At 71.9% G+C, this 23,571-nt stretch carries 24 protein-coding genes and 1 other annotated feature (1 of these 25 running past the window's edge); of the genes, 17 read left to right on the top strand and 7 right to left on the bottom strand.

Annotated features, from left to right (window positions below):
- Positions 1–110 (bottom strand) — a sequence feature (AL1L pseudoknot) (it extends 45 nt beyond the left edge of the window).
- The 4 genes from JOE61_RS01385 to JOE61_RS01370 form a co-directional block, all read right to left on the bottom strand.
- Complete coding sequence (locus tag JOE61_RS01385; protein WP_193670807.1) at positions 68–388, bottom strand: transposase; 321 nt, start codon at positions 386–388, stop codon at positions 68–70. (Overlaps the previous feature by 43 nt.)
- Before the next feature lie 109 nt (positions 389–497).
- Positions 498–1,802: an AlbA family DNA-binding domain-containing protein gene (locus tag JOE61_RS01380; RefSeq protein WP_193670806.1), complete on the bottom strand. Its 1,305-nt coding sequence runs from the start codon at positions 1,800–1,802 to the stop codon at positions 498–500.
- Positions 1,803–2,036: 234 nt separating this feature from the next.
- Positions 2,037–2,531 carry a hypothetical protein gene (locus tag JOE61_RS01375; RefSeq protein ID WP_193670805.1) on the bottom strand — a complete coding sequence of 165 codons (495 nt, stop codon included), beginning with the start codon at positions 2,529–2,531 and terminating at the stop codon, positions 2,037–2,039.
- A 322-nt stretch (positions 2,532–2,853) separates the two neighbouring features.
- A complete protein-coding gene (locus JOE61_RS01370; RefSeq protein WP_193670804.1) occupies positions 2,854–4,248 on the bottom strand; it encodes an ApeA N-terminal domain 1-containing protein in 1,395 nt (464 codons plus the stop codon).
- 304 nt (positions 4,249–4,552) lie between these two features.
- On the opposite strand from JOE61_RS01370, the gene JOE61_RS01365 reads away from it, so the two are divergent.
- Positions 4,553–4,918 (top strand): hypothetical protein, encoded by a 366-nt coding sequence (locus JOE61_RS01365; protein WP_193670803.1) that lies wholly within the window; start codon positions 4,553–4,555, stop codon positions 4,916–4,918.
- Between the two features lie 116 nt (positions 4,919–5,034).
- Positions 5,035–5,715, top strand: coding sequence for a DUF998 domain-containing protein (locus tag JOE61_RS01360; protein WP_193670802.1), 681 nt, complete (start codon positions 5,035–5,037; stop codon positions 5,713–5,715).
- On the opposite strand, the gene JOE61_RS01355 is transcribed toward JOE61_RS01360, so the two are convergent.
- A complete protein-coding gene (locus tag JOE61_RS01355; protein WP_193670801.1) occupies positions 5,667–6,338 on the bottom strand; it encodes a DUF2238 domain-containing protein in 672 nt (223 codons plus the stop codon). The two genes, JOE61_RS01360 and JOE61_RS01355, sit on opposite strands and share 49 nt — an antisense overlap.
- Positions 6,339–6,464: 126 nt before the next feature.
- Between JOE61_RS01355 and JOE61_RS01350 the strand changes: the two genes are divergently transcribed.
- On the top strand, positions 6,465–7,484 hold the full coding sequence (locus tag JOE61_RS01350; RefSeq protein WP_193670800.1) for an LLM class flavin-dependent oxidoreductase: 1,020 nt from the start codon (positions 6,465–6,467) through the stop codon (positions 7,482–7,484).
- A 61-nt stretch (positions 7,485–7,545) separates the two neighbouring features.
- Positions 7,546–7,728, top strand: coding sequence for a zinc finger domain-containing protein (locus JOE61_RS01345; protein WP_193670799.1), 183 nt, complete (start codon positions 7,546–7,548; stop codon positions 7,726–7,728).
- 22 nt (positions 7,729–7,750) lie between these two features.
- On the opposite strand, the gene JOE61_RS01340 is transcribed toward JOE61_RS01345, so the two are convergent.
- Both JOE61_RS01340 and JOE61_RS01335 read right to left on the bottom strand, forming a co-directional pair.
- The gene (locus JOE61_RS01340) at positions 7,751–7,942 is read right to left on the bottom strand and encodes a hypothetical protein (RefSeq protein ID WP_193670798.1); all 192 of its coding nucleotides are present in this window, start codon (positions 7,940–7,942) and stop codon (positions 7,751–7,753) included.
- A 74-nt stretch (positions 7,943–8,016) separates the two neighbouring features.
- Positions 8,017–8,724 (bottom strand): helix-turn-helix transcriptional regulator, encoded by a 708-nt coding sequence (locus JOE61_RS01335; protein ID WP_193670797.1) that lies wholly within the window; start codon positions 8,722–8,724, stop codon positions 8,017–8,019.
- 188 nt (positions 8,725–8,912) lie between these two features.
- On the opposite strand from JOE61_RS01335, the gene carA reads away from it, so the two are divergent.
- The 13 genes from carA (at position 8,913) to JOE61_RS01270 (ending at position 23,554) form a co-directional block, all read left to right on the top strand.
- Entirely contained in the window at positions 8,913–10,082 is a 1,170-nt protein-coding gene (gene carA, locus JOE61_RS01330) for a glutamine-hydrolyzing carbamoyl-phosphate synthase small subunit (protein WP_193670796.1), read from the top strand.
- A 1-nt stretch (position 10,083) separates the two neighbouring features.
- Complete coding sequence (gene carB / locus JOE61_RS01325; RefSeq protein WP_193670795.1) at positions 10,084–13,416, top strand: carbamoyl-phosphate synthase large subunit; 3,333 nt, start codon at positions 10,084–10,086, stop codon at positions 13,414–13,416.
- The gene (locus JOE61_RS01320; protein WP_193670794.1) at positions 13,413–14,465 is read left to right on the top strand and encodes a quinone-dependent dihydroorotate dehydrogenase; all 1,053 of its coding nucleotides are present in this window, start codon (positions 13,413–13,415) and stop codon (positions 14,463–14,465) included. The genes carB and JOE61_RS01320 overlap by 4 nt, the downstream gene beginning before the upstream one ends.
- On the top strand, positions 14,462–15,310 hold the full coding sequence (locus JOE61_RS01315; RefSeq protein WP_193670793.1) for an iron-sulfur cluster-binding protein: 849 nt from the start codon (positions 14,462–14,464) through the stop codon (positions 15,308–15,310). The genes JOE61_RS01320 and JOE61_RS01315 overlap by 4 nt, the downstream gene beginning before the upstream one ends.
- Entirely contained in the window at positions 15,307–16,158 is an 852-nt protein-coding gene (locus tag JOE61_RS01310) for a nitronate monooxygenase (protein ID WP_193670792.1), read from the top strand. Before JOE61_RS01315 ends, JOE61_RS01310 begins: the two co-directional genes overlap by 4 nt.
- Positions 16,158–17,003, top strand: coding sequence for an orotidine-5'-phosphate decarboxylase (gene pyrF / locus JOE61_RS01305; protein ID WP_193670791.1), 846 nt, complete (start codon positions 16,158–16,160; stop codon positions 17,001–17,003). The genes JOE61_RS01310 and pyrF overlap by 1 nt, the downstream gene beginning before the upstream one ends.
- Complete coding sequence (locus JOE61_RS01300; protein ID WP_193670790.1) at positions 17,000–17,443, top strand: hypothetical protein; 444 nt, start codon at positions 17,000–17,002, stop codon at positions 17,441–17,443. Before pyrF ends, JOE61_RS01300 begins: the two co-directional genes overlap by 4 nt.
- 111 nt (positions 17,444–17,554) lie before the next feature.
- On the top strand, positions 17,555–17,881 hold the full coding sequence (gene mihF, locus JOE61_RS01295) for an integration host factor, actinobacterial type (RefSeq protein WP_193670789.1): 327 nt from the start codon (positions 17,555–17,557) through the stop codon (positions 17,879–17,881).
- Entirely contained in the window at positions 17,878–18,483 is a 606-nt protein-coding gene (gene gmk, locus JOE61_RS01290) for a guanylate kinase (protein ID WP_193670788.1), read from the top strand. The genes mihF and gmk overlap by 4 nt, the downstream gene beginning before the upstream one ends.
- 7 nt (positions 18,484–18,490) lie before the next feature.
- Complete coding sequence (gene rpoZ, locus JOE61_RS01285; RefSeq protein ID WP_193670787.1) at positions 18,491–18,826, top strand: DNA-directed RNA polymerase subunit omega; 336 nt, start codon at positions 18,491–18,493, stop codon at positions 18,824–18,826.
- A gap of 58 nt (positions 18,827–18,884) precedes the next feature.
- Positions 18,885–20,099 carry a bifunctional phosphopantothenoylcysteine decarboxylase/phosphopantothenate--cysteine ligase CoaBC gene (coaBC, locus tag JOE61_RS01280; RefSeq protein WP_193670815.1) on the top strand — a complete coding sequence of 405 codons (1,215 nt, stop codon included), beginning with the start codon at positions 18,885–18,887 and terminating at the stop codon, positions 20,097–20,099.
- 71 nt (positions 20,100–20,170) lie between these two features.
- Positions 20,171–21,367 (top strand): methionine adenosyltransferase, encoded by a 1,197-nt coding sequence (gene metK / locus JOE61_RS01275; RefSeq protein ID WP_193670786.1) that lies wholly within the window; start codon positions 20,171–20,173, stop codon positions 21,365–21,367.
- A gap of 129 nt (positions 21,368–21,496) precedes the next feature.
- Entirely contained in the window at positions 21,497–23,554 is a 2,058-nt protein-coding gene (locus JOE61_RS01270) for a primosomal protein N' (protein ID WP_193670785.1), read from the top strand.
- Positions 23,555–23,571: the final 17 nt, after the last annotated feature.

The raw sequence follows: 23,571 nt of genomic DNA, 5'->3' as shown, positions 1-23,571 counted from the left end.
GTGCAGATCGGCTCGACCCCGAACCTCGCCCGGTGCTGGTCGATGTACTCGACCAGCACCGCCGTGGTCACTTCAGCTTGCGGTCGAGCTCCGCCGCGGCGAAAAAAGCCGAGGCCGTCCGCAAGATCTCGTTGGCTCGCCGTAGCTCCTTGACCTCACGCTCGAGCTCGGCGATGCGCTGCGCCTCGGTGCTGCTGACGCCGGGACGGTGGCCCTCGTCGACCTCGGCCTGGGAGACCCAGTTGCGCAACGTCTCGGGATTGATCCCCAGCTGATCGCCGACCCGCTTCAGTGCGCCGGTCCTGGTCGCCGGGTCACGCCGCAGGTCGACCGCCATCCTGATTGCCCGCTCCCGAAGCTCCTCGGGATACTTCCTCGGTGCTGCCATGACTCTCATCCTTCCGTGGAATGAGAGCCTCCATCAGACCCGGCACGCGACAAGGACTAGCGACGAAGACCCAGACGTCTTGTCTCGGCGCGTCCGTGGGCGCGTCCGGCTAACTGGGGTCGAGGATCTGCGCCTGGTAGTCGAACAGCACCTGATCCGGAACGTTCAGTCCGAACTGCTTGAGCAGGTCTTGGGCGAGTTCAACGCCGACCTGCCGCGGCTCGGTCAGGAGTCGAGCGCTCGCGACCGACTGGTGAGTTTCCAGTGTGTCGAGGGGGCTGATGTAGGGCCCGTAGAGCTGGCGGCGATGATCACCGGAGATCAGTTCGCGTCCGCTGACTCCGCTCACGCCGACGTCGAAAGTGATCGGGGGTCCCTCGAGGTAGGTCGACATTCGGGCGCCGAACTCAGCGACCTCAACCAGGTAGAGAAGCACGTCCCACACGGCGACGGCGCCAGTTGCACTCGGGTCCGCCGGGAGAAGGTCGCTGTGGTCCCTCAGGTCAGATGCAAGCGCTCGGCGCTGAAGGAACTGGCCGCTGCCCCACATGCGCCACGCCTCGTGATGCGGCACCCCGGACGCCTCGAGGTCCTGCCCGACCATCGTCCCCTTCCGGAAGCGGGGAGCCCTGTAGTCCACGAACGGCAGTGGCCACCCACGCAGGCGAACCGTGTTGTCCGTAACGAACGACTCTAAGTCGACGGGCAAGATTCGGCCCGATGAGTAAGTCGTCGGTCGGACGGCGACATCGAAGTAGCCGATCTCGAGGAGGCCGGCGACGACAGGCGAAGGTTCTGCCCATGCCGTAGTGCGTTCCTTCGTGTACTCCTCCTCGTCCAGCTGTTCTTGAGACTTCGTCTCCGTCAGCGGAACGCCGGCGAGGGTTCCGACTCGCACCCACTCGCGTACGCCCTTCGCTGTGGCGAGATCGAGAAGCGCCCGCATCTCGGCGGAGTTGGGCACCGGGACTGACTCCGGTTTCCCGCGGGGCCTCACGTAGGTCATCCCGTCCTGAAGAACCTCGGGGAACGTCTTCTTGCAGACATGCGGGACTACGTCGAACTCGGCGACGTCAAGAACAACAACGTTCGCACCACTAGACAACGCGTACCCCGCCAGCTCGAAGACGACTGCCGGGTCGGAGTACTTCGCAAGTGCAGCAGCGACGTTGTCGTAGTCAGCCCATTCCGACGCTTGGTCATCGTCGAGGCCCGGCTGCATTTCCTTCATCTGCGGCTCGTCGACCCCGACGCACACCACCCCGCCGTCTCGACGATTACCCATGGCCATCACCGCTCGGGCAACCTTCGCGACGAACGGCTTCTCCTTCAGGCTTCCAGGACCCTTTACCTCGAAGGATCGCGACTCGTTGCCAACCGCGAGCAGCTGCTCGACGTCCTCGCGGCGAATCACGAGCCGACCGTACGGCGTGTTCGGCGTCGGTGGAAGTGGTCTACTCCCGGTGCTTCATTGATCACCGGGGAGGGACGCGAGCAGACGCAGCGCGACGGTGGCGCCACACCGTAGCTCGGGGCGGATCGGGACCGCTGCACCTATCGGTGACAACGTAACCTTTCTTGGGTCATCCGCCCTGCATTCCCGTATTTTCGACTTCCGCCGTCTCTGGACGCTGGGACCAGGCCGTCTCTACGACTGACCTGACGTTTCGAGCAGGTACGACTCAACTTCAGCGGCCCATGCTGCAAGGTCATCGGTTTCAATCACGCCTGCCAGGAGCGTTCCTCCTGCCCCCCAGCTGTGCTCATCAGCTCGATTCCCGGTCTTTGCCTGAAAAGAATCTGGAGCAGCGCCGTCCCAGTGCTCCAACGCGTTCCGAAGGGCCACCATGACCCTGGGGTCGTGCCTCGGAGCAGGGACCTTCTTGCGATCACCGTAGATGTCGAGCGCTCGAAGAAGTTGGCGGGCAGCAACGAGAAGAAGGTAGCCCTCTGAGCGCATTTCGTAGAACGGACGACTGTGATCGTGCGTGTACGTTCTGCCGAGCCGGACCTGTTCGTTTGATGCAAGAGCCTTCACCTCTGCGTCGTGAAGTCGGCCTACCTGCCGGACAACTACGTGCGACCACTCAAGAGCCTTTTGGAGGGCCTTCTGCCGTCGAGCCTCTTCTTCGGGTGGAATCATGCATGGACCTTGGCACAGGCCGTGACCGGCTCCTCACAGAAGCCGGCGAGTCACCCCGACATCAGCGAGCAACTTGCATGTACGTCATTTCGCCGCCTGTCCGCGCCTCCTGGAACGTCCGGACATGCCGCTATCCGGTCACCGGTGTCGGTGCCCCCGTTCACTAGGTCGTACCTGTCACCGATATGAAGTTGCCATGTTCTTGGGCCCGAGCGCGATGGGTCCTCTGGCACCCTCGTCGGTGTTCGACAACACCTACGTCCCGCGGGCTGGCAAGCAATCGGCCACTTTGCGTCGCGCGCTCGTCGAGACAAACCCTGTTCTACGGAGCAGGCGAGTCTGGCGCGCTTGACCTAGCCGCCTCACGGCGTGCCGCCACTCGTTTGGCAACCCAACGGAAGTGTGAGTCGCTCCGGATGCGTTCGAAGACGGGTTTGGGTGCCTCCGCCGAGCGCAGCAGGCAGAGTTGGCCGAGCCACAACAACTGGTCGGCCAACTCGCCCTCGACGAGATTCAGATTCGACCGGTAGCGGTCCAAGTGATGGCCAAGCGCGTTGCGGTGGTTCTTCGCACGCTCCGTCCATGCGGCGACCGACTCCCCGACGAGGAGGTCCTCGAACGGGCTGCCGGCGTGGGCGACGCAGAAGCGCAGGCGCTCGACGAGGTAGGTGTCGCCGTCCTTACTGTTGCGACGGGTTCGATCGAACGACTCCAGTGCCGCGACGCAGTGCGCGACCCGGTCTTCGAGGAACATGCCGGCGTTGTATCGAGTTGCGAGAATCCGCCTGAGCTCTGATCTGTACTGGTCGGCGATGGTCATCCAGCGGCGGAGTCCGTCGATGCCCCCGAACTGCTCAAGCGTGAAGACCATGCCGTAGGGACTGAGGCGCTCGTTGTCCGAGTCTCGATTGCTCCATCGCATGTGGAGCTCGAGCTCCTCCTGCCAGTTGCCGAGCGGCTTGCCAGCGAGCGACAGCTTGGGCACGTCGGCGTGCGTGAAGTGGAACCGTTGGATGTTGGCCACCTTGCCGGACGCGATCGTCAGAAGGTCCTGGAAGTCCGCGACCCGATCGGTCAGGTTGTCCATGGATGTTGGTTCACGCGACGAGACTCTAAGCAGGACTCGCTGTTCGAGCGTTGCCTCGTTCCTCTGATCGCCAGCAGTAGAGAGGGCTTGCACCAGCGCCATCTCGAGACCGCCGTCGATGTCTGCGGATTCGGTCGGGATCCGAGTGGCGGTCGCCTGTGCGAAGACGTCAGGCGGCACGTCGTCCCAAATGACGTTCAAGGCGTCGTTGTCGGACCAGGCAGTCAGGTGCTGGAACTCGACCACCGCCTGATTGACCTCGGGTCGATAGTCGCCCACGAACCATGCCCCGGTGATGAGCCAGTTGACATGAACGCTCTCGAAGGCGTCGTCCTCCCGGCAGAGCCCGTCGCTCAGCGAGAGCTGAAACGCGTCCTCGAGGTTGAAGAGTCGGTGGCCCGCTTGCCCGTGTATGCGGGGATAGATCTTGTCCTCGTCGGGGCGGTGACCGATGAACCGTTGGACAGTTCCGTTCGCCAGCTCGTTGTTGATCCAGTTGAGCGGTCGCAACGAGCCCGCCAGACGGAGGTATCCGCCGTTGTCCTGGTCATAGCGGAACCAGCCCGGCACCTTGTGATCAGGAGATTCCGGCAGCCACCACACTCCCTCGACATCCAGCGGCTCGTTCATGGAACATCTCTACAGTTGCGCGGAGAGCAACTGCGCGGGACACGCCGCCGGTCTCGTGACGCCACGGTGTCGCGTGATCAACCGTTCGCTGTCGCGAACGAACTTTTTGAAGGCCTCCGCCGCCATGCCAGCGGGGAAACCAAGCGAAATCAAAGACAGCCAGGGGTCGGCTTACACCTGGGCCATCTTGATGGACCAACGCATCAGACGTGACGCCTGGTAGCTCGGCCCGGGTTGACTTGGGTCTTACCGCCGCGATCGGCTCGGCCCGCGCTCCCTCAGGCACTGACTATCGTTGGGGACGATGATCACCCGCCGCGACGCTGCCCAACGCTTGGACATCCCCCTAGAGATGGCCACCCGACACGGCTTGCCCACGACGCTCACCGAAGCCCAGCTGCGTGAGATAGAGGACAACCCGCCACCGTGGCTGGTCCAGTCCCGTGCCAATCGGACCGGCAAGAAGCCGGTGTGGGTCGATCTGGTCTGCAGTGTCTGCGGGTCTGCCGAGAGAGCTCGGCCGAAGAAGTGGTGGCCGACATTCACCTTCATCAGTTGCGACCACCATCAGCCCTCCGAGCTGCCGCCTCCGCTCCGCGGCGCCCATCGCGAGGAGATCGTGGGGATTGGCAGCCGATTCATCGGCTGGGTCGACACCCCGCTGGACTGAGCGAACCGTCGGCCAGCTCTGGGGCTGAGAATCGGCGCTCCGTCGCCTAGGTATTGGGGGAGGGCTCGAGGCCCCGACGCGGTGGTGAGGGTTCCAGCGCGGTCTAGGGTGACCAGGTGCTTCGAGCCCACGGACGACGGCGTTGGCAGTCGCCCGGCTTCGGTCACCGCGCTGCGCAGCTGGGCGCGCTCGCACTGCTCGTGCGGCCGCTCTACATCGTGAGCGAGTTCGTCGTCGCGGCAGCGACGACGGGTGGCTACAGCTTCGTCTCCGACTCGGTCAGCAGGCTGGGGGAGGTGGGCTGCTCGGTGGCGTACTGCTCGCCGCGTCACGAGGTCATGAACGGGTCGTTCATCGGCTTCGGGCTGTTGCTGGCCGCCGGTGCCGTGCTGCTCTCGCGGTCGCTGGGGCAATGGGTCACGGCGTTGCTCGTGGTCTCCGGGTTGAGCTCGGTCGCCACGGGCCTCGCGCCCCTCGACCAGGATGCCGCCCTGCACGCGACCGCCGCGACACCCTTGTTCGTGGCGCAGCCGGTTGCGCTGGTCGTCCTCGGCGTGCGGTTGAGGAACGAGCGACCGCGCCTGGCCAGGGCGCTGCTGGCTGGGGGAGTCGTGACCGCCGCGGCAGCGGTGGCGTTCGTGCTCTCCGCTGACGGGGCCGCGGCGGGTGCCGTCGAGCGCCTCGCCCTGTGGCCGGTGCTGGTCGGGCTGGCCGCGTTCGCCTGGACGCAGCTCCCCGTCGGTCACCGTCAGCCGGCGGCGGCCGAGGGCGCCGCTGGGCGCACAGCTGGCACGTAGGGCTCCAGCTGGGGTGCCGCCGACATCAGCAGGCCGCGTCGCCACATCCCGTGCACGACGACCCCGGCCACCACGGCGCCCAGGGAGCCGAGCGCGAGGTCGCCGAGGGTGTCGGCGTACGCGTGCCGCTTCTCCGACGACTTGCTGATGAAGGCGAAGTACTCCGCGATCTCCCAGCTGACGGCCGCGGTGACCCCGAAGGCCAACGACCTCTCCAGCACCGCTGCAAGGGTCGAGCTGTGCCGCATCGTCAGCAGGATGATCGCGGCGGTGATCAGCCCGGTGTTCATGAAGTGCATCAGGTCGTCGAACCAGACCACCGAGTCGTAGAGGTCGAGCCGGTTGCCGAGGGTGTCGGTGAAGCACGTGGAGGTGATCATCAGGTCGGCCACCCACGGGAACGACGCCCGCTCGCGCCAGAACACCCACCACACCAGCGGCACGGTGAAGGCCAGCATCGGGTAGGCGGCCGCGCGCAGCCCCGCGGCCTTGTCCTCGACGTTGCCCAGGTCGGGGTAGAGCAGCGACATGACCAGGAGCATCACGAGACCCGCCTTGGCCGTCACGTCGAGCGCCGCCACCAACGGCGGGGTGGCATGGCGCAGGGCGTCGGTCTCGTTCATCCGGCGCAACGGTATGCCACCCCCTGCGCCACGACCGATCTCGCCGCGCTCCGCCCGGGTCAAGATCGGCCCGCACCAGCGCGGGGGCGCGGGAAGAACGACGGGCCCGCGGCGGTTGGCCACCACATGAAGAAGATCGGCTTCCTGTCCTTCGGCCACTGGAACCCCTCGCCGCAGTCGCAGGCGCGCACCGCCTCCGACGTGCTGCTGCAGTCCATCGACCTCGCGGTCGCGGCCGAGGAGCTCGGCGTCGACGGCGCGTACTTCCGCGTGCACCACTTCGCCCGCCAGCTCGCCTCGCCGTTCCCGCTGCTCGCGGCGGCCGGCGCGAGGACGAGCCGGATCGAGCTCGGCACCGGCGTGATCGACATGCGCTACGAGAACCCCCTCTACATGGCCGAGGACGCCGGGGCCGCCGACCTGATCGCCGGCGGCAGGCTGCAGCTCGGCATCAGCCGCGGCTCACCGGAGCAGGTCGTCGAGGGCTACAAGTACTTCGGCCACGACCCCGGCGAGGGCGGCGACCACGCCGAGATGGCGCGCGAGCACACCCGGCGGTTCCTCCGGGCGATCGACGGGGACCGGTTCGCCGAGCCCAACCCACGACCGATGTTCCCCAACCCGCCCGGCCTGCTCGGCATCGAGCCGCAGTCGCCGGGCCTGCGCGAGCGGATCTGGTGGGGCGCCGGCACCCGCCAGACCGCCGTCTGGACCGCCGAGCAGGGCATGCACCTGATGAGCTCGACCCTGCTCACCGAGGACACCGGCGTGCCGTTCCACCAGCTGCAGGCCGAGCAGATCCAGATGTACCGGGACGCGTGGACCGCCGCCGGCCACCAGCGCGAGCCCCGCGTCTCGGTCAGCCGCAGCATCTTCCCGATCGTCAACGGCACCGACCGCGCCTACTTCGGCGTGGCCGGCGGGGGAGGGGACCAGGTCGGCCACATCGACGGTGGCGTGGCCCGCTTCGGCAAGACGTACGCCGGCGAGCCCGACCAGCTCGTCGAGGAGCTCGCCGCCGACGAGGCGATCGCCGCCGCCGACACGCTGCTGCTGACCGTGCCCAACCAGCTCGGCGTCGACTACAACGCGCACCTGCTCGACAGCCTCGTCAGGTACGTCGCGCCCGAGCTCGGGTGGCGCTGAGCCCAGGCGACGCCGGGGCGTGCGCCGGTACGGTGTCGAACCCGGCGACGTGGAGGTCCACATGGAGCAGGACGAGAAGAGGAAGACCCTGCGCTGCTGGGTCGGCGCCCACCGCTGGGTGACCCGCACCAACGCCGGGGCCCGGTGGCACGAGTGCGCCCGGTGCGGCAGGTACAGCAAGAAGGTGAGGGTGGCCCCCCGCTACCCGCCCGGAGGGACAGGGGCCAGCGCCGGCGGCCTCTAGGCCTGCCACCGGCGCCGTGCGCTCAGCAGGTCGGCTGCGGGCCGTCGAGCGCGTCGTTCCAGTGGGCGCGGACCATGAAGCAGGGTCGCTCCTGGTCGGTGGACCCGGGGCCGGGCTGCGGCTCCGGCTCGGGGATGGCGGCGGACGCGCTGCTCGCGAGTGCGAGGCAGAGCAGGGCGCCGGCGGCGGTGACGGTGCTGCGGTGGTGGGACATGGGTGGCTTCTCTCGGGAGTGGGTCTGCTTCTCCCTCGAGACTGCGCCGGTCGACCGGCCGGGGGTATTCGCCGTCAGGCGTATCTCTGCACCCGCTCGAGCAGGTCGAGGTCGGGCTCGTCGCTGCCGCGCAGGACGGCCAACGCCTCCAGACGGGTGTGCACGCCGAGCTTGGCGTAGACGTGCTCGAGGTGCTTGCGCACGGTGCTCGGCGCGATGAACATCGCCTGGGCGATCTCGGCGTTCGAGGCCCCGGTCGCGACGTGCATCAGCACCCGCCGCTCCTGCACGGTGACCGATGCGGGCAGGCGGGGCGTCGGGCGTTCGCGCAGCAGCCGCTGCAGCATCGGCGACACCAGCCGGAGGACCCCCAGGTCGCGCTCCGAGAAGGTGCGCTGACGCCGGTCCAGGGACACCTGGCTGACGTGGTCGCTCCCGACCCGGAAGCCGATCGAGACGGCGTCGGTCCCCGGCATGGCCTCGCAGGCGGCCGCGGCCTGCGGGTGCTGCGACCAGTGCATGAGCCCCAGGTAGGGCGGTCCGTCCTCCCCACCGGTCTCCTCGAGGGCCCGCGGCGGCGCCCAGCCGCCGCCAACGTGGCGACAGGCCACCAGCCGACCCCGGACGTCGACGAGGTCGACCCCCAGGAGGTCCGCCGGCACCAGCACGGCCAGGGCCTCCAGCGCCGCCCGCGAGGGCATCGGGTCGCCCGGCACGGGCTCGGCGGCGGCCAGGACGCCCAGTGCGGACTGCTCATCGGGCCGTAGGACCAGGTCGGCCATCGGGCCTCCTCGAGAGTTGGCTCTCGACGCTACCCCGATGTGCTCTGCCGCGCATCGTCAATTCCCGCCCGTACGCCGCGCTCGACGCACGGACACGTGGTCGGACGCAGGGCCGCGCGCTGCTAGGCTCAGCGCGCTGATCACATCCTTTAACGATCCGTCCTGTGAGGCGGAGAAGGAGGTACGGCGTGCCCGTGCATGCCCCTGCCCCGGCGATCCTCGTGCTCGAGGACGGCCGCACCTTCCACGGCGAGGCGTACGGCGCCCCCGGGGAGACCTTCGGCGAAGCCGTCTTCAACACCGGCATGACCGGCTACCAGGAGACGCTCACCGACCCGTCCTACCACCGCCAGGTGGTCGTGATGACGGCCCCGCACATCGGCAACACCGGGGTCAACGACGACGATCCCGAGTCGCGCCGCATCTGGGTGGCCGGGTACGTCGTGCGCGACCCCGCCCGGGTGCCGAGCAGCTGGCGATCGGTGCGCTCGCTCGACGACGAGCTGCGCGAGCAGGGCGTCGTGGGCATCAGCGGCGTCGACACCCGCGCCCTGACCCGCCACCTGCGCGAGCGCGGCGCGATGCGCGTGGGCATCTCCTCGACCGAGACCGACCCGGCCGCGCTGCTGGAGCGGGTGCGCACCTCCGGCGAGATGACCGGCTCCGAGCTGGCCAGCGAGGTCTCCACGACCGAGGCCTACGTCGTGCCGGCGCACGGCGAGAAGCGCTTCACCGTGGCCGCCCTCGACCTGGGCATCAAGACGATGACCCCGCACCGGATGGCCGAGCGCGGCGTGGAGGTGCACGTGCTGCCCGCCACCGCGAGCCTCGACGACGTGCTCGCCGTCTCGCCCGACGGGCTCTTCTACTCCAACGGCCCCGGTGACCCGGCCGCCACGACCCACCAGGTCGAGGTGCTCCAGGGCGCCCTGGCCCAGGGCGTGCCCTACTTCGGCATCTGCTTCGGCAACCAGCTCTTCGGCCGCGCGCTGGGCTTCGGCACCTACAAGCTCACCTACGGCCACCGCGGCATCAACCAGCCGGTGATGGACCGCACCACCGGCAAGGTCGAGGTCACCGCGCACAACCACGGCTTCGCCGTCGACGCGCCGCTGGCCGGCAGCACCACCACGGCGTACGGCGAGGCCACCGTTAGCCACGTCTGCCTCAACGACGACGTCGTCGAGGGCCTCGAGCTGCGTGACGACCAGGGGGCCCTGAGGGCCTTCTCGGTGCAGTACCACCCGGAGGCGGCCGCCGGCCCGCACGACGCGGCGTACCTCTTCGACCGCTTCGTCGACCTGATGGTTTCGAGACGGTCGCAGGGCGACCTCCTCAACCACCGAACGGGAGCCTGACATGCCCAAGCGCGAGGACATCAAGAGCGTCATGGTCATCGGCTCCGGGCCGATCGTCATCGGCCAGGCCTGCGAGTTCGACTACTCCGGCACCCAGGCCTGCCGGGTGCTCAAGGAGGAGGGCCTGCGGGTCGTCCTGGTCAACTCCAACCCGGCCACGATCATGACCGACCCCGAGTTCGCCGACGCGACGTACGTCGAGCCGATCACCCCCGAGTTCGTCGAGAAGGTGATCGCCAAGGAGCGCCCCGACGCGCTGCTGGCCACCCTCGGCGGCCAGACCGCGCTCAACGCGGCGATGGCCCTCGACAAGGCCGGGGTGCTCGAGAAGTACGGCGTCGAGCTGATCGGCGCCTCGATCGAGGCCATCGACCGCGGCGAGAACCGCCAGGTCTTCAAGAAGATCGTCGAGAGCCTGGGCGGCGAGTCGGCCCGCTCGGCGATCTGCCACAGCATGGACGACTGCCTCGGCGCCGTGGGTGACCTGGGCTACCCCGTCGTCGTGCGGCCCTCCTTCACCATGGGCGGCGCCGGCTCGGGCATGGCCTACGACGAGACCGACCTGCGCCGCATCGCCGGCGCCGGCCTGGCCGCCAGCCCGACCACCGAGGTGCTCCTCGAGGAGTCGATCCTCGGCTGGAAGGAGTACGAGCTCGAGGTGATGCGCGACACCGCCGACAACGTGGTGATCATCTGCTCCATCGAGAACCTCGACCCGATGGGCGTGCACACCGGCGACTCGATCACCGTCGCCCCGGCGATGACGCTGACGGACCGCGAGTACCAGCACATGCGCGACATGGCGATCGGCATCATCCGCGAGGTCGGCGTCGACACCGGCGGCTGCAACATCCAGTACGCCGTCAACCCCCGCGACGGGCGCCTGGTCGTCATCGAGATGAACCCGCGGGTCAGCCGCTCCAGCGCGCTGGCCTCGAAGGCGACCGGCTACCCGATCGCCAAGATCGCCGCGAAGGTGGCCATCGGCTACACCCTCGACGAGATCCCCAACGACATCACCGTGCGCGCCGACGGCACCAGCACCCCGGCGGCCTTCGAGCCCACCCTCGACTACGTCGTGGTCAAGGTGCCGCGCTTCGCCTTCGAGAAGTTCCCCGGCGCCGACCCCACGCTCACCACCCACATGAAGTCGGTGGGCGAGGCGATGGCGATCGGGCGCAGCTTCACCGAGGCGCTGCAGAAGGCGCTGCGCAGCCTGGAGTCCAAGGACGCCGTCTTCGACTGGGAGAAGGAGTTCGTCGACCTCGACAAGCCCGCCCTGCTCGAGGCCGTGCGCACCCCCCACGACGGGCGCCTGCGCAAGGTGATGGACGCGATCCGCGCCGGGGCCAGCGCCGAGGAGGTCTTCGAGGCCACCGGCATCGACCCGTGGTTCGTCGACCAGCTCGCCCTCATCAACGAGGTCGCCGTCGAGGTCACCAACGCCCCCGAGCTGACCCCGGGGCTGCTGCGCCGGGCCAAGCGGCACGGCTTCTCCGACCACCAGATCGGCAAGATCCGCGGGATGAGCGCCGACGTGGTGCGCGGGGTTCGCCACGCGCTGGGCATCCGCCCGGTCTACAAGACCGTCGACACCTGCGCGGCCGAGTTCGCCGCGGCCACGCCCTACCACTACTCGGCCTACGACGAGGAGAGCGAGGTGGCCCCGCGCGAGCGGGAGGCGGTGATCATCCTCGGTTCCGGGCCCAACCGGATCGGCCAGGGCATCGAGTTCGACTACTCGTGCGTGCACGCCTCGCTGGCGCTGTCCGAGGCCGGCTACGAGACCGTGATGGTCAACTGCAACCCCGAGACCGTCTCGACCGACTACGACACCTCCGACCGGCTCTACTTCGAGCCGCTGACCCTCGAGGACGTCCTCGAGGTGGTGCACGCCGAGATGGCCGCCGGCCCGGTCGTCGGCGTGATCTGCCAGCTCGGCGGCCAGACCCCGCTCGGGCTGGCCCAGGGCCTGGCCCGCAACGGGGTCCCGATCGTGGGCACCAGCCCCGACGCCATCGACCTCGCCGAGGAGCGCGGCGCCTTCGGGCGGGTGCTGGCCGAGGCGGGCCTGGTCGCGCCCAAGCACGGCACCGCGACGTCGTACGTCGAGGCGCAGCGCATCGCCGCCGAGATCGGCTACCCGGTGCTGGTGCGGCCCTCCTACGTGCTCGGCGGGCGCGGCATGGAGATCGTCTACGGCGACGAGTCGCTCGAGGTCTACCTCGAGAAGTACGTCGCCGCCGGCCTGATCAGCCACGAGGCGCCGGTGCTGGTCGACCGCTTCCTCGACGACGCCGTCGAGATCGACGTCGACGCCATCTTCGACGGCGAGGAGGTCTTCCTCGGCGGGGTGATGGAGCACATCGAGGAGGCCGGCATCCACTCCGGCGACTCCTCCTGCGCGCTGCCCCCGATCACCCTGGGCGAGCTCGAGATCGGGCGCATCCGCGAGGCGACCGAGGCGATCGCGCGCGGCGTGGGCGTGCGCGGGCTGCTCAACATCCAGTTCGCGCTGGGCTCCGACATCCTCTACGTGCTCGAGGCCAACCCGCGTGCCAGCCGCACCGTCCCCTTCGTCTCCAAGGCGACCGCGACCCCGCTGGCCAAGGCGGCCGCGCGGGTGATGCTCGGCGAGAGCATCGCCGACCTGCGCCGGGTCGGGCTGCTCCCGCCCACCGGCGACGGCGGCACGCTGCCGGCCGACCAGCCGATCGCGGTCAAGGAGGCGGTGATGCCCTTCAACCGCTTCCGCACCGCCGACGGCTCGCAGGTCGACACCGTGCTCGGCCCCGAGATGAAGTCGACCGGCGAGGTGATGGGCTTCGACCGCGACTTCGGCACCGCCTTCGCCAAGGGCCAGGCGGCCGCCTTCGGGCCGCTGCCGACCAGCGGCAAGGTGTTCGTCTCGATGGCCAACCGCGACAAGCGCTCGATGATCTTCCCGGTCAAGGTGCTGGCCGACATGGGCTTCGAGATCCTCGCGACCCAGGGCACCGCCGAGGTGCTGCGGCGCAACGGCGTGGCCGCCACCGTGGTGCGCAAGCACTACGAGGGCCCCGGCCCGGCCGGCGAGAAGACCACGGTGCAGCTCATCCACGACGGCGAGATCCAGCTGATCGTCAACACGCCGTACGGCGCCGGCGGCGGCGGGCACGCCCGTCTCGACGGCTACGAGATCCGCACCGCGGCGGTGATGGCCAACGTGCCCTGCCTGACCACGGTGCAGGGCCTCGGCGCGGCGGTGCAGGGCATCGAGGCGATGCGGCGCGGCGACATCGGCGTGCGCTCGCTGCAGGACTGGGCGGCAGCGCTGAGGGCCACCCGCTCGTGACCGCCTACCGGGTGCTCTTCGACCGGCTCGCGACCCGGGTCGACCCCGAGCGCGCCCACCACGCGGGGTTCCGCGCGGTGCGGGCCGGGGCACCCGTGCTCGGCCGCCTGGGCGTGCCCGGGCGCCCGGTCCAGGCGCTGGGCACCGTCTTCCCCAACGTGCTGGGGATGGCGGCCGGCTTCGACAAGAACGCCGTCGGCATCGACGCCCTCGGGGCGCTCGGCTTCGGCCACGTCGAGGTCGGCACCGTCACCGGTCGCGCGCAGCCCGGCAACCCGCAGCCGCGGCTCTTCCGGCTCGTCGAGGACCGGGCGGTGCTCAACCGGATGGGCTTCAACAACGACGGCGCCGAGGTGGTCGCCGCCCGGCTCGCCGAGCGGGCCCGCCGGCGCGGCGGGCGGCCCGGCCCGGTGCTGGGCGTCAACATCGGCAAGTCCAAGGTGGTGCCCGAGGACGACCAGGCCGCGGTCGAGGCCGACCACGAGCTCAGCGCCCGGCTGCTGGCGCCGTACGCCGACTACCTCGTGGTCAACGTCTCCTCGCCCAACACGCCGGGCCTGCGCTCGCTGCAGGCGGTCGAGCGCCTCGAGCCGCTGCTGGCCCACGTGCGCCGCACCGCCGACGCCGCGAGCGGCGGACGGCGGGTGCCGCTGCTGGTCAAGATCGCCCCCGACCTGGCCGACGCCGACATCGACGCGGTCGCCGACCTGGCCGTGGCCGGGCAGCGCGACGGCGTGCTCGACGGGCTGATCGCCACCAACACCACCATCTCGCGCGACGGCCTGCGCACCCCGGCCGCCGAGGTCGAGGCGCTCGGCGCCGGCGGCATCTCCGGCCGCCCCCTGGCCGCTCGCTCCACCGAGGTGGTGCGGCGCCTGCGCGAGCGGGTCGGGCCCGGCCTGACCCTGGTCGGGGTGGGCGGCATCAGCAGCGTCGAGGACGCCCGTGACCGGCTGGCCGCCGGCGCCGACCTGCTGCAGGCCTACACGGCGTTCGTCTACGAGGGGCCGGGCTGGCCGCGCCGCCTGGTCAGGGGCGCCCAGGCATGACCGGCAGCGGTCCCGCCTCGCCCGTCCACGTCACCGGTGAGGTGCTGGCCAGCAAGCGCATCGGCGCCTTCTGGCACCTGACCCTGGTGGCGCCGGGCGTGGGGGAGCGGTTCCGCCCCGGCACCTTCCTGGCCGTCTCGGTCGGCAGCCCCGACGAGGGCCGCACCCGCCTGGGGCGCCGCGCCCTGTGGATCCACCAGGTCCGCCCGCTGGGCGGGTACGCCGCGACCGTGCAGGTCGTCGTCGAGCCGGTCGGGCCGGGCACCCGCTGGCTGGCCGGGCTCGAGCGCGGTGACCGGCTCGAGGTGACCGGGCCGCTCGGCCGCCCCTTCGCGCTGCCCAAGGAGCCGGTCTCGACGGTGCTGGTCGGCGAGGGGTACGCCGCCGCGCCGCTCTTCTCCCTCGCCGAGCGGCTGCGCGAGCGCGACTGCCCGGTGACGCTGGTGCTCGGCGCCCCCGACGAGGCCCGCCTGCTCAACGCCCTCGAGGCCCGACGCACCGCGCGAGCGGTCACCGTGGTGACCCGCGACGGCTCGGTCGGCGCCCGGGGAGAGATCGCCGACGTGCTCGACGAGGTGCTGCGCCGCGCCGGCGCCGACGTCGTCTACGCCGCCGGTCCCACGCCGGTGCTGCACGCCGTCGCGCTGGCCGCCGAGGCCCACGGCGCCTGGAGCCAGACCGCCCTCGAGCAGCCGCTGACCTGCGCGACCGGGCTGTGCCACGGCTGCCCGGTGCCGGTCGTGGGCGAGGACGGCGTGGCCCGCACCGCCCGCGCCTGCGCCGACGGCCCGGTGCTGCGCGGCGACCGGGTGCGCTGGGACGACCTGGCGGGGGCCCGGTCGTGACCGTGCTCGCCGGGCTGCGCCTGGCCTCCCCGGTGGTCGTGGCCGCCGGCTGCGGCGGCACCGGCCGCGAGCTCGCGGCGTACGGGGCGTTGGAGGCGCTGGGTGCCTTCACCACCCGCACCATCACCCTCGACTCACGCCGGGGCGGTCCGGTGCCGCGGCTGCTCGAGACGCCGTCGGGGCTGCTGCACGCCACCGGCCTGCCCAACCCCGGCGTCGACGGGTTCCTGGCCACCGAGCTGCCCTGGCTGCTGCAGCAGCGGGCCCGGGTCGTGGTCTCGGTGGCCGCGCGCAGCCTCGGTGAGCTGGCCGAGCTGGCGCGCCGCCTGGGCACCGCGCCGGGCGTGACCGCCGTCGAGGTCAACCTCTCGCCGCCCGACACCGGCCCGGAGCCCGAGCTGATGATGGCCCGCGAGCCGTTCCAGGTCGGCGCCGCGGTCGCCGCGGTCGAGCGCGAGCTGCCGCGCGGGGTGCCGGTGCTGGCCAAGCTGCGCCCCGACGCCGTGCGGGTCGCCGAGGCCGCCCGGGCCGCCGTCGAGTCCGGGGCCCAGGGCCTGGTCGTCGGCCAGGCCCTGCCCGCCGCGATGCCCGACGGGCGGGCCGCCGGCCTGAGCGGGCCGGCCGTGGGGCCGCTGGCGCTGCGCTGCCTGACCGAGGTGCTGGGCGCCGTCGACGTGCCGGTCGTGGCCGGCGGGGGCGTCGCCACGGTGGCCGACGTGCGCACGCGGCTCGCGCTCGGTGCCGTCGCCGTGCAGGTCGGTGCCGCGCTGCTGCACGACCCGACCACCGCCGCGCGGCTGGTCGCCGCGCTCGACCCTGACGCGACGAGCGAGGAGACACCCAGCTGATGAGCACCTTCGGAACCCGCCTGCACGACGCGATGGCCGCTCGCGGCCGGCTGTGCGTCGGCATCGACCCGCACGCGGCGCTGCTGCGCGGCTGGGGCCTCGACGACGACGTCGCCGGCCTCGAGCGCTTCGCGCTGTCGGTCGTCGAGGCCGTGGCCCCGGTGGCCTCGGTGGTCAAGCCGCAGTCGGCCTTCTACGAGCGGTTCGGCAGCCGCGGCATCGCCGTGCTCGAGCGCGTCGTGGCCGAGTCGCGGGCCGCCGGGGCGCTGGTGCTGCTCGACGTGAAGCGCGGCGACATCGGCTCCACCTCGCAGGCCTACGCCGACGCCTACCTCGACCCCGCCTCCCCGCTGGGCGTCGACGCGATCACGGTGAGCCCCTACCTCGGCCTGGGCTCCCTCGACCCGTTCGTCGACACCGCGCGCCGCCACGACGCCGGCGTCTTCGTGCTGGCGCTGACCTCCAACCCGGAGGGCCCCGAGGTCCAGCACGCGGTGGGTGCCGACGGGGTGCGGGTCGCCGACCGGGTGCTCGACCACCTGCGCGGGCTCAACGCCGAGGCCGGGTCGCTCGGGCAGCTCGGGTCGTTCGGGGCGGTGGTCGGCGCGACGATCGCGCAGCCCGAGGAGGGGCCCGCCTTCGACCTGGCGACCGGCGGCCCGGTCCTGGCTCCGGGCTTCGGTGCCCAGGGCGGCACCGTCGACGACCTGAGGCGGATCTTCGGCGCCTCCGCCTCCCACGTGCTGGCCAGCTCCTCGCGCGAGGTGCTGGGCCTGGGCCCCGACCGGCTCGCGATGCGCGACGCCGTGCGGGCCACCAACGACGAGCTGGCCGCGCTCGGATGAGGCGGCTCCCGGTCGGGCTCCTGGTGCTCGGGCTCGTGGTGCCCCTGGCGGCCTGCGGCCAGGACCGCTTCGAGGCCTACTGCGAGCGCGTCGAGGAGCACCAGGTGGCGCTGACCGAGGCGGTCGCCGAGGGCGGCCCCGACGCCCTGCTGGGCGTCCTGCCGCGGCTGCAGGAGATCAGCGAGGCCGCCCCGCGCGACGTCACCGACGAGTGGCAGCAGGTCGTGGGTCGGCTGGAGGCCCTCGAGGCCGCGCTCGAGGACGCCGGGGTCGACGCCGCCGACTACGACCGGGCCGAGCCCCCGGCCGGCCTCGCCGACGCCGACCGGGCCGCCATCGACGGTGCGGCCCGCGAGCTGGTGCGTCCCACCACGGTGGCCGCACTGCAGTCGGTCGAGACGCAGGTGCGCGACGTGTGCGGCACCCCGCTGTACCAGTGACCCCGGGCGGGCCCGACCCGGGCGGTTGCGTTGCCGCCCGCTGAGACTTCTGACTAGATTGGCCCCTCCCGACCCTGCTCCCGACCCACCGACACAAGGACCTGAGACGACGTGGCACTCCCTCCGCTCACACCTGAACAACGACAGGCGGCACTCGAGAAGGCAGCCGCCTCCCGTCGGGAGCGGGCCGAGGTGAAGAACCGCCTCAAGAACTCCGGCGCCTCGATCGTCGACGTGCTCGCCGAGGGCCAGACCAACGAGGTCATCGGCAAGCTGCGGGTCGTCGACCTGCTGCAGTCGATGCCCGGGCTGGGCAAGGTGCGCGCCAAGCAGATGATGGAGCGCCTCGGGATCGCCGAGAGCCGTCGGGTGCGCGGGCTGGGCACCAAGCAGGTCGCCGCCCTCGAGAAGGAGTTCAGCTCCCGAGAGGCCCGGTGAGCCCCGCGGAGCCCACGCCCGCGCGTCGTACCCGCCTGGTGGTGCTGGCCGGACCCACGGCCGTCGGCAAGGGCACCGTGGCCGCTGCCGTGCGCGACCTGCACCCCGACGTGTGGATCTCGGTCTCGGCCACCACGCGTGCGCCGCGCCCCGGCGAGGTCGACGGCGTGCACTACCGCTTCGTCAGCGACGAGGAGTTCGACGCGCTGGTCGAGGCCGGCGAGATGCTCGAGTGGGCGGTCGTCCACGGCGCCGCCCGCTACGGCACGCCGCGCGGGCCGGTGGAGGAGGCGCTGGGCGCCGGTCGGCCCTCGATGCTCGAGATCGACCTGCAGGGCGCCCGCCAGGTGCGCGCCACGATGCCCGACGCGCTCTTCGTCTTCCTCAAGCCGCCGTCGTGGGAGGAGCTGGTGCGCCGGCTGGTCGGGCGCGGCACCGAGACCGAGGAGCAGCGCGAGCGTCGCCTGGTCACCGCGCGCGAGGAGCTGGCCGCCGAGCCGGAGTTCGACGTGACCATCGTCAACCACGAAGTTCACGCCGCGGCCCACGACTTGGTAACCTTGATGATGCTCGACCCGAGCAACCACCCCAACGATCTGTGAGGCCTTCTTGTCTGCCCCGAACATCGACGCCGTGGGAGTCACCAACCCCTCGATCGACGACCTGCTGACGAAGACCGACAGCAAGTACAAGCTCGTGCTGTACAGCGCCAAGCGGGCGCGCCAGATCAACGCCTACTACTCCCAGCTCGGCGAGGGCCTGCTGGAGTACGTCGGCCCCCTCGTGGAGACCCACGTGCAGGAGAAGCCGCTGTCGATCGCGCTGCGCGAGATCAACGACGACCTGCTCACCTGCGAGGACGTCGACCCCGCCGAGCTCGCCGCCGAGGAGGCCGCCGCCAAGGCTGCTGCCGCCGACGCCGCGGCGTTCAGCCAGGGCGAGTGAGCTGAGCACCCACGCCACCACGCAGGCCGCTTCCCCGTCGGGGGAGCGGCCCGCTGCGATTTCGAGGCCGCGCGTGGTCCTCGGCGTCGCCGGCGGGATCGCGGCCTACAAGGCCTGCGAGCTGCTGCGGCGCCTGAGCGAGTCGGGCCACGACGTCACCGTGGTGCCCACCGCCGCCGCGCTGCGCTTCGTCGGGGCGCCCACCTGGTCGGCGCTGTCGGGCAAGCCCGTCAGCGACGAGGTCTGGGACGACGTGCACGAGGTGCCGCACGTGCGGATCGGCCAGCAGGCCGACCTGGTCGTGGTCGCGCCCTCCACCGCCGACCTGATGGCCAAGGCCGCGCACGGGCTGGCCGACGACCTGCTCACCAACACGCTGCTCACCGCGCGCTGCCCGGTGGTGCTGGCCCCGGCCATGCACACCGAGATGTGGGAGCACCCCGCCACCCGCGCCAACGTCGCCACCCTGCGCGAGCGCGGCGTGCTGGTGCTCGAGCCCGCCGAGGGCCGCCTGACCGGCGCCGACACCGGCAAGGGGCGCCTGCCCGAGCCGGCCGAGATCTTCGAGGCCTGCCGTGAGGTGCTGGTCGGCGGCGGGCGGCGCGACCTGGCGGGTCGCCACGTGCTGGTCTCGGCGGGCGGCACCCGCGAGCCGCTCGACCCGGTGCGCTACCTGGGCAACCGCTCCTCGGGCCGGCAGGGCTACGCGCTGGCGCGCGCGGCGCTGGCCCGCGGCGCCGAGGTCACGCTGGTCAGCGCGAACGCCTCGCTGCCGGACCCCGCCGGGGTCAAGGTCGTGCACGTCGCGACCACCGCCGAGCTGCGCGAGGCCGTGGTCGGCGCCGCCGGCGGCGCCGACGCCGTGGTGATGGCCGCGGCCCCCGCCGACTTCCGCCCCGTCGACGTCAGCGGCGCCAAGATCAAGAAGCGCGAGGACGGCTCGGTGGCCCCCGTCGAGCTGGTGCAGAACCCCGACGTGCTCCACGAGATCTCCCACGAGCGCGCCCGCGCCGGCCAGGTCGTGGTCGGCTTCGCCGCCGAGACCGGTGACGAGAGCGGCAGCGTCCTCGACCACGCCCGCGCCAAGCTGGCCCGCAAGGGCTGCGACCTGCTCGTCGTCAACGACGTCAGCGGGGGAGCGGTCTTCGGCAGCGAGGACAACCAGGCCCTGGTGCTGGCCGCCGACGGCGAGGGCGTCGACGTACCGCTGGGCTCGAAGTCGCAGCTGGCGCACGTGATCTGGGACCAGGTCGCCATCCGGATGAGGACCTGAGCGACCGCACCCGGTAGAAATGACACGCCCCGCCCGAGGACCGGGCGGGATACCGCAACCGAGGAGCCGAGATGTCCGGACGCCTGTTCACCTCCGAGTCGGTGACCGAGGGTCACCCCGACAAGATCGCCGACCAGATCAGCGACAGCGTCCTCGACGAGATGCTGCGCCAGGACCCGCACAGCCGCGTGGCCGTCGAGACGCTGCTGACCACCGGCCTGGTCGTGGTGGCCGGCGAGGTCGCCACCACCGGCTACGTCGACATCAAGTCGATCGTGCGCCAGCGGATCCTCGACATCGGCTACGACCACTCCGACAAGGGCTTCGACGGCACCACCTGCGGCGTCATGGTCGCCATCGGCGGCCAGTCGGGCGACATCGCCCAGGGCGTCGACACCGGCTACGAGTCGCGCCTGGAGTCCTCGGTCGACGCGATGGACAAGCAGGGCGCCGGCGACCAGGGCCTGATGTTCGGCTACGCCTGCGACGACACCCCCGAGCTGATGCCGCTGCCGATCAAGATCGCGCAGACGCTCTCGGAGCGGCTCTCCGCGGTGCGCAAGGACGGCACGCTGGCCTACCTGCGCCCCGACGGCAAGACCCAGGTCACCGTCGAGTACGACGACGACAACCGGCCGGTGCGCATCGACACCGTCGTGCTCTCCACCCAGCACGCCGAGGACGTCGACCTCGAGACGATGCTGCAGCCCGACATCAAGAAGCACGTCATCGACCCGGTGCTGGCCTCCTTCGACATCCCCAGCGAGGGCTACCGGCTGCTGGTCAACCCCACCGGCCGCTTCGTGGTCGGCGGCCCGATGGGCGACGCCGGCCTGACCGGGCGCAAGATCATCGTCGACACCTACGGCGGCATGGCCCGCCACGGCGGCGGCGCGTTCTCGGGCAAGGACCCCTCGAAGGTCGACCGCTCGGCGGCCTACGCGATGCGCTGGGTGGCCAAGAACGTCGTGGCCGCCGGCCTGGCCCGCCGCTGCGAGGTCCAGGTCGCCTACGCGATCGGCAAGGCCCAGCCCGTCGGCGTCTTCATCGAGACCTTCGGCACCGGCACGGTGGCCGACGACGTGATCCAGAAGGCGGTCCTCGAGGTCTTCGACCTGCGCCCCGCCGCGATCATCGCCGCCCTCGACCTGCTGCGCCCGATCTACGCCCAGAGCGCCGCCTACGGCCACTTCGGCCGTGAGCTGCCCGACTTCACCTGGGAGCGCACCGACCGCGCCGACGCGCTGAAGGCCGCTGTCGGGGGCTGAGCCTCGGCCCCCTGCAGGAGTCCCCGGCCGGCCGGGGACTCCTGCACTGGTCAGGGGTTGCAACACCCATCAAGCGCAGGAGAAGGCTGACAAGTCCGGCCGTCCCCGGCGGCTGCTAGACAACACCCCATGGCCGCAGGACCCGACGACGCCCACCCCGAGCAGCCCGAGCTGCTGCCCGGGCTGGTCCGCGCCACCCTCAAGCAGTCGCAGGCCAAGGCCCGCGCCACGCGTGAGCGCAAGGCCGCCGAGGCCGAGACCGCGGCGGTGCTGCCGGTGGCGCGGGTGCTGGTCGACGTGCCGCTGGCCCACCTCGACCGTCCCTTCGACTTCTCGGTGCCGGCCGCGATGGCCGACGACGCCGTGCCGGGCGTGCGGGTCAAGGTGCGCTTCGCCGGCAAGGAGACCGACGGGTTCCTCGTCGAGCGCGCCGAGACCAGCGAGCACACCGGCACGCTGCTGCCGCTGCGCCGGGTCGTCAGCGCCGAGCCGGTGCTCAGCGCCGAGGTGGCCGCGCTCAGCGCCGCCGTCGCCGAGAGGTACGCCGGCAGCCGCGCCGACGTGCTGCGCCTCGCGGTGCCGCCGCGGCACGCGACCACCGAGAAGGCCGAGGTGGCCGCGCCCCCGCCGGCGCCGACGCACCCGCTCGAGCAGGCCGTCGAGGCGTGGGGCGACCACCCGCACGCCGAGGCGTGGCTGGGCCACCTGCGCTCCGGGGGCGCGCCGCGGGCGGTGTGGAACCCGCCGCCGGGCGCCGACTGGCCGAGCCTGGTCGCCCACGCCGCCCTCAGCGCCCCGGGGGGAGTGGTGGTGTGCCTGCCCGACGGCAAGGACGTCGAGCGGGTCGACGCGGCCCTGGCCGCCCTGGGCGGCGAGCGGCCCGAGCACGCGGTGCTGACCGCCGACCTGGGCCCGGCCGCCCGCTACCGCTCCTTCCTCCAGCTGTCCCGGGGCCACCGGCGCATCGCCGTCGGCACCCGTGCCGCCGCCTTCGCCCCGGTCGCCGACCTGTCCCTGGTCGTGGTGTGGGACGACGGCGACGACCTGCACGGCGAGCCGCGGGCGCCGTACTGCCACACCCGCGAGACGCTGCTGCTGCGCGCCGAGCTCGCGGGCGCCGCGGCGCTGGTCGGCGGCTTCGCCCGCACCGTCGAGGCCGACCACCTGCTGCGCTCGGGCTGGGCCCACGAGCTGGTCGCGGCGCGCGAGCGGGTGCGGGCCGCCGCCCGCGTCGAGGTGGCCGGCGCCACCGACTTCGACCTGGTGCGCGACCCGCGGGCGCGGACCAGCCGGCTGCCCCGCCAGGTGCACGACCTGGTCCGCTCGGCGCTGGCCGAGGGCCCGGTGCTGGTGCAGAACCCCCGCCAGGGCTACGTCGCCTCGCTGGCCTGCGAGCGCTGCCGCACCCCGGCGCGGTGCCCCACCTGCGAGGGACCGCTGCGCCTGCCCTCGCCGACCAGGCCCCCGGCCTGCCGCTGGTGCGGCACGGAGGCGCCCGCCTGGGCCTGCGGCGAGTGCGGCCACCGCGGGCTGCGGGCCCCGGTGCTCGGCGAGGCGCGCACCGCCGAGGAGCTCGGGCGGGCCTTCCCCGCCGTGCGGGTGCGCACCTCCGCCCGCGACGGCGTGCTGGCGCGCGTCGACGACGCCCCCGCCATCGTCGTGGCCACCCCGGGGGCAGAGCCCGTCGCCGAGGGCGGGTACGCCGCCGTGGTGCTGCTCGACGCCTGGCTGCTGCTGGCGCGCCCCGACCTGCGCACCGACGAGGAGGCGCTGCGCCGCTGGGCCAACGCCGTGGGGCTGGTGCGCCCCGGGGGCCGGGCGATGGTGGTGGCCGACGCCGCGCTGACGCCGGTGCAGGCGCTGGTGCGCTGGGACATGGGCGGCTTCGCGGCCCGCGAGGCCGACAGCCGCTCCGAGGCCCACCTGCCGCCGGCCTCGCGGCTGGCCACGATCACCGGCGAGCCGGGGGCCGTCGACGACGCGCTGGTGCTGCTGGAGGTGCCCGAGCCGGCCGAGGTCCTCGGGCCCGTCGAGCTGCCCGACGACGAGGACCGCTGCCGGGTGGTGGTGCGGGTGCCCCGGGCCCAGGGCCCGGCGCTCTCGCGGGCCCTGGGCGACCTGCAGCGGATGCGCTCCTCGCGCAAGCTCGACCCGGTGCGGATCCAGGTCGACCCGCCGAGCCTGTGACCTGCCCCGGGCTCCTA

This window comes from Nocardioides salarius, from assembly GCF_016907435.1.
Taxonomy (GTDB): domain Bacteria; phylum Actinomycetota; class Actinomycetes; order Propionibacteriales; family Nocardioidaceae; genus Nocardioides; species Nocardioides salarius.
The sequence above is the reverse complement of the archived record's forward strand: the minus strand, read 5'-3'. Positions and strand labels throughout refer to the sequence as shown.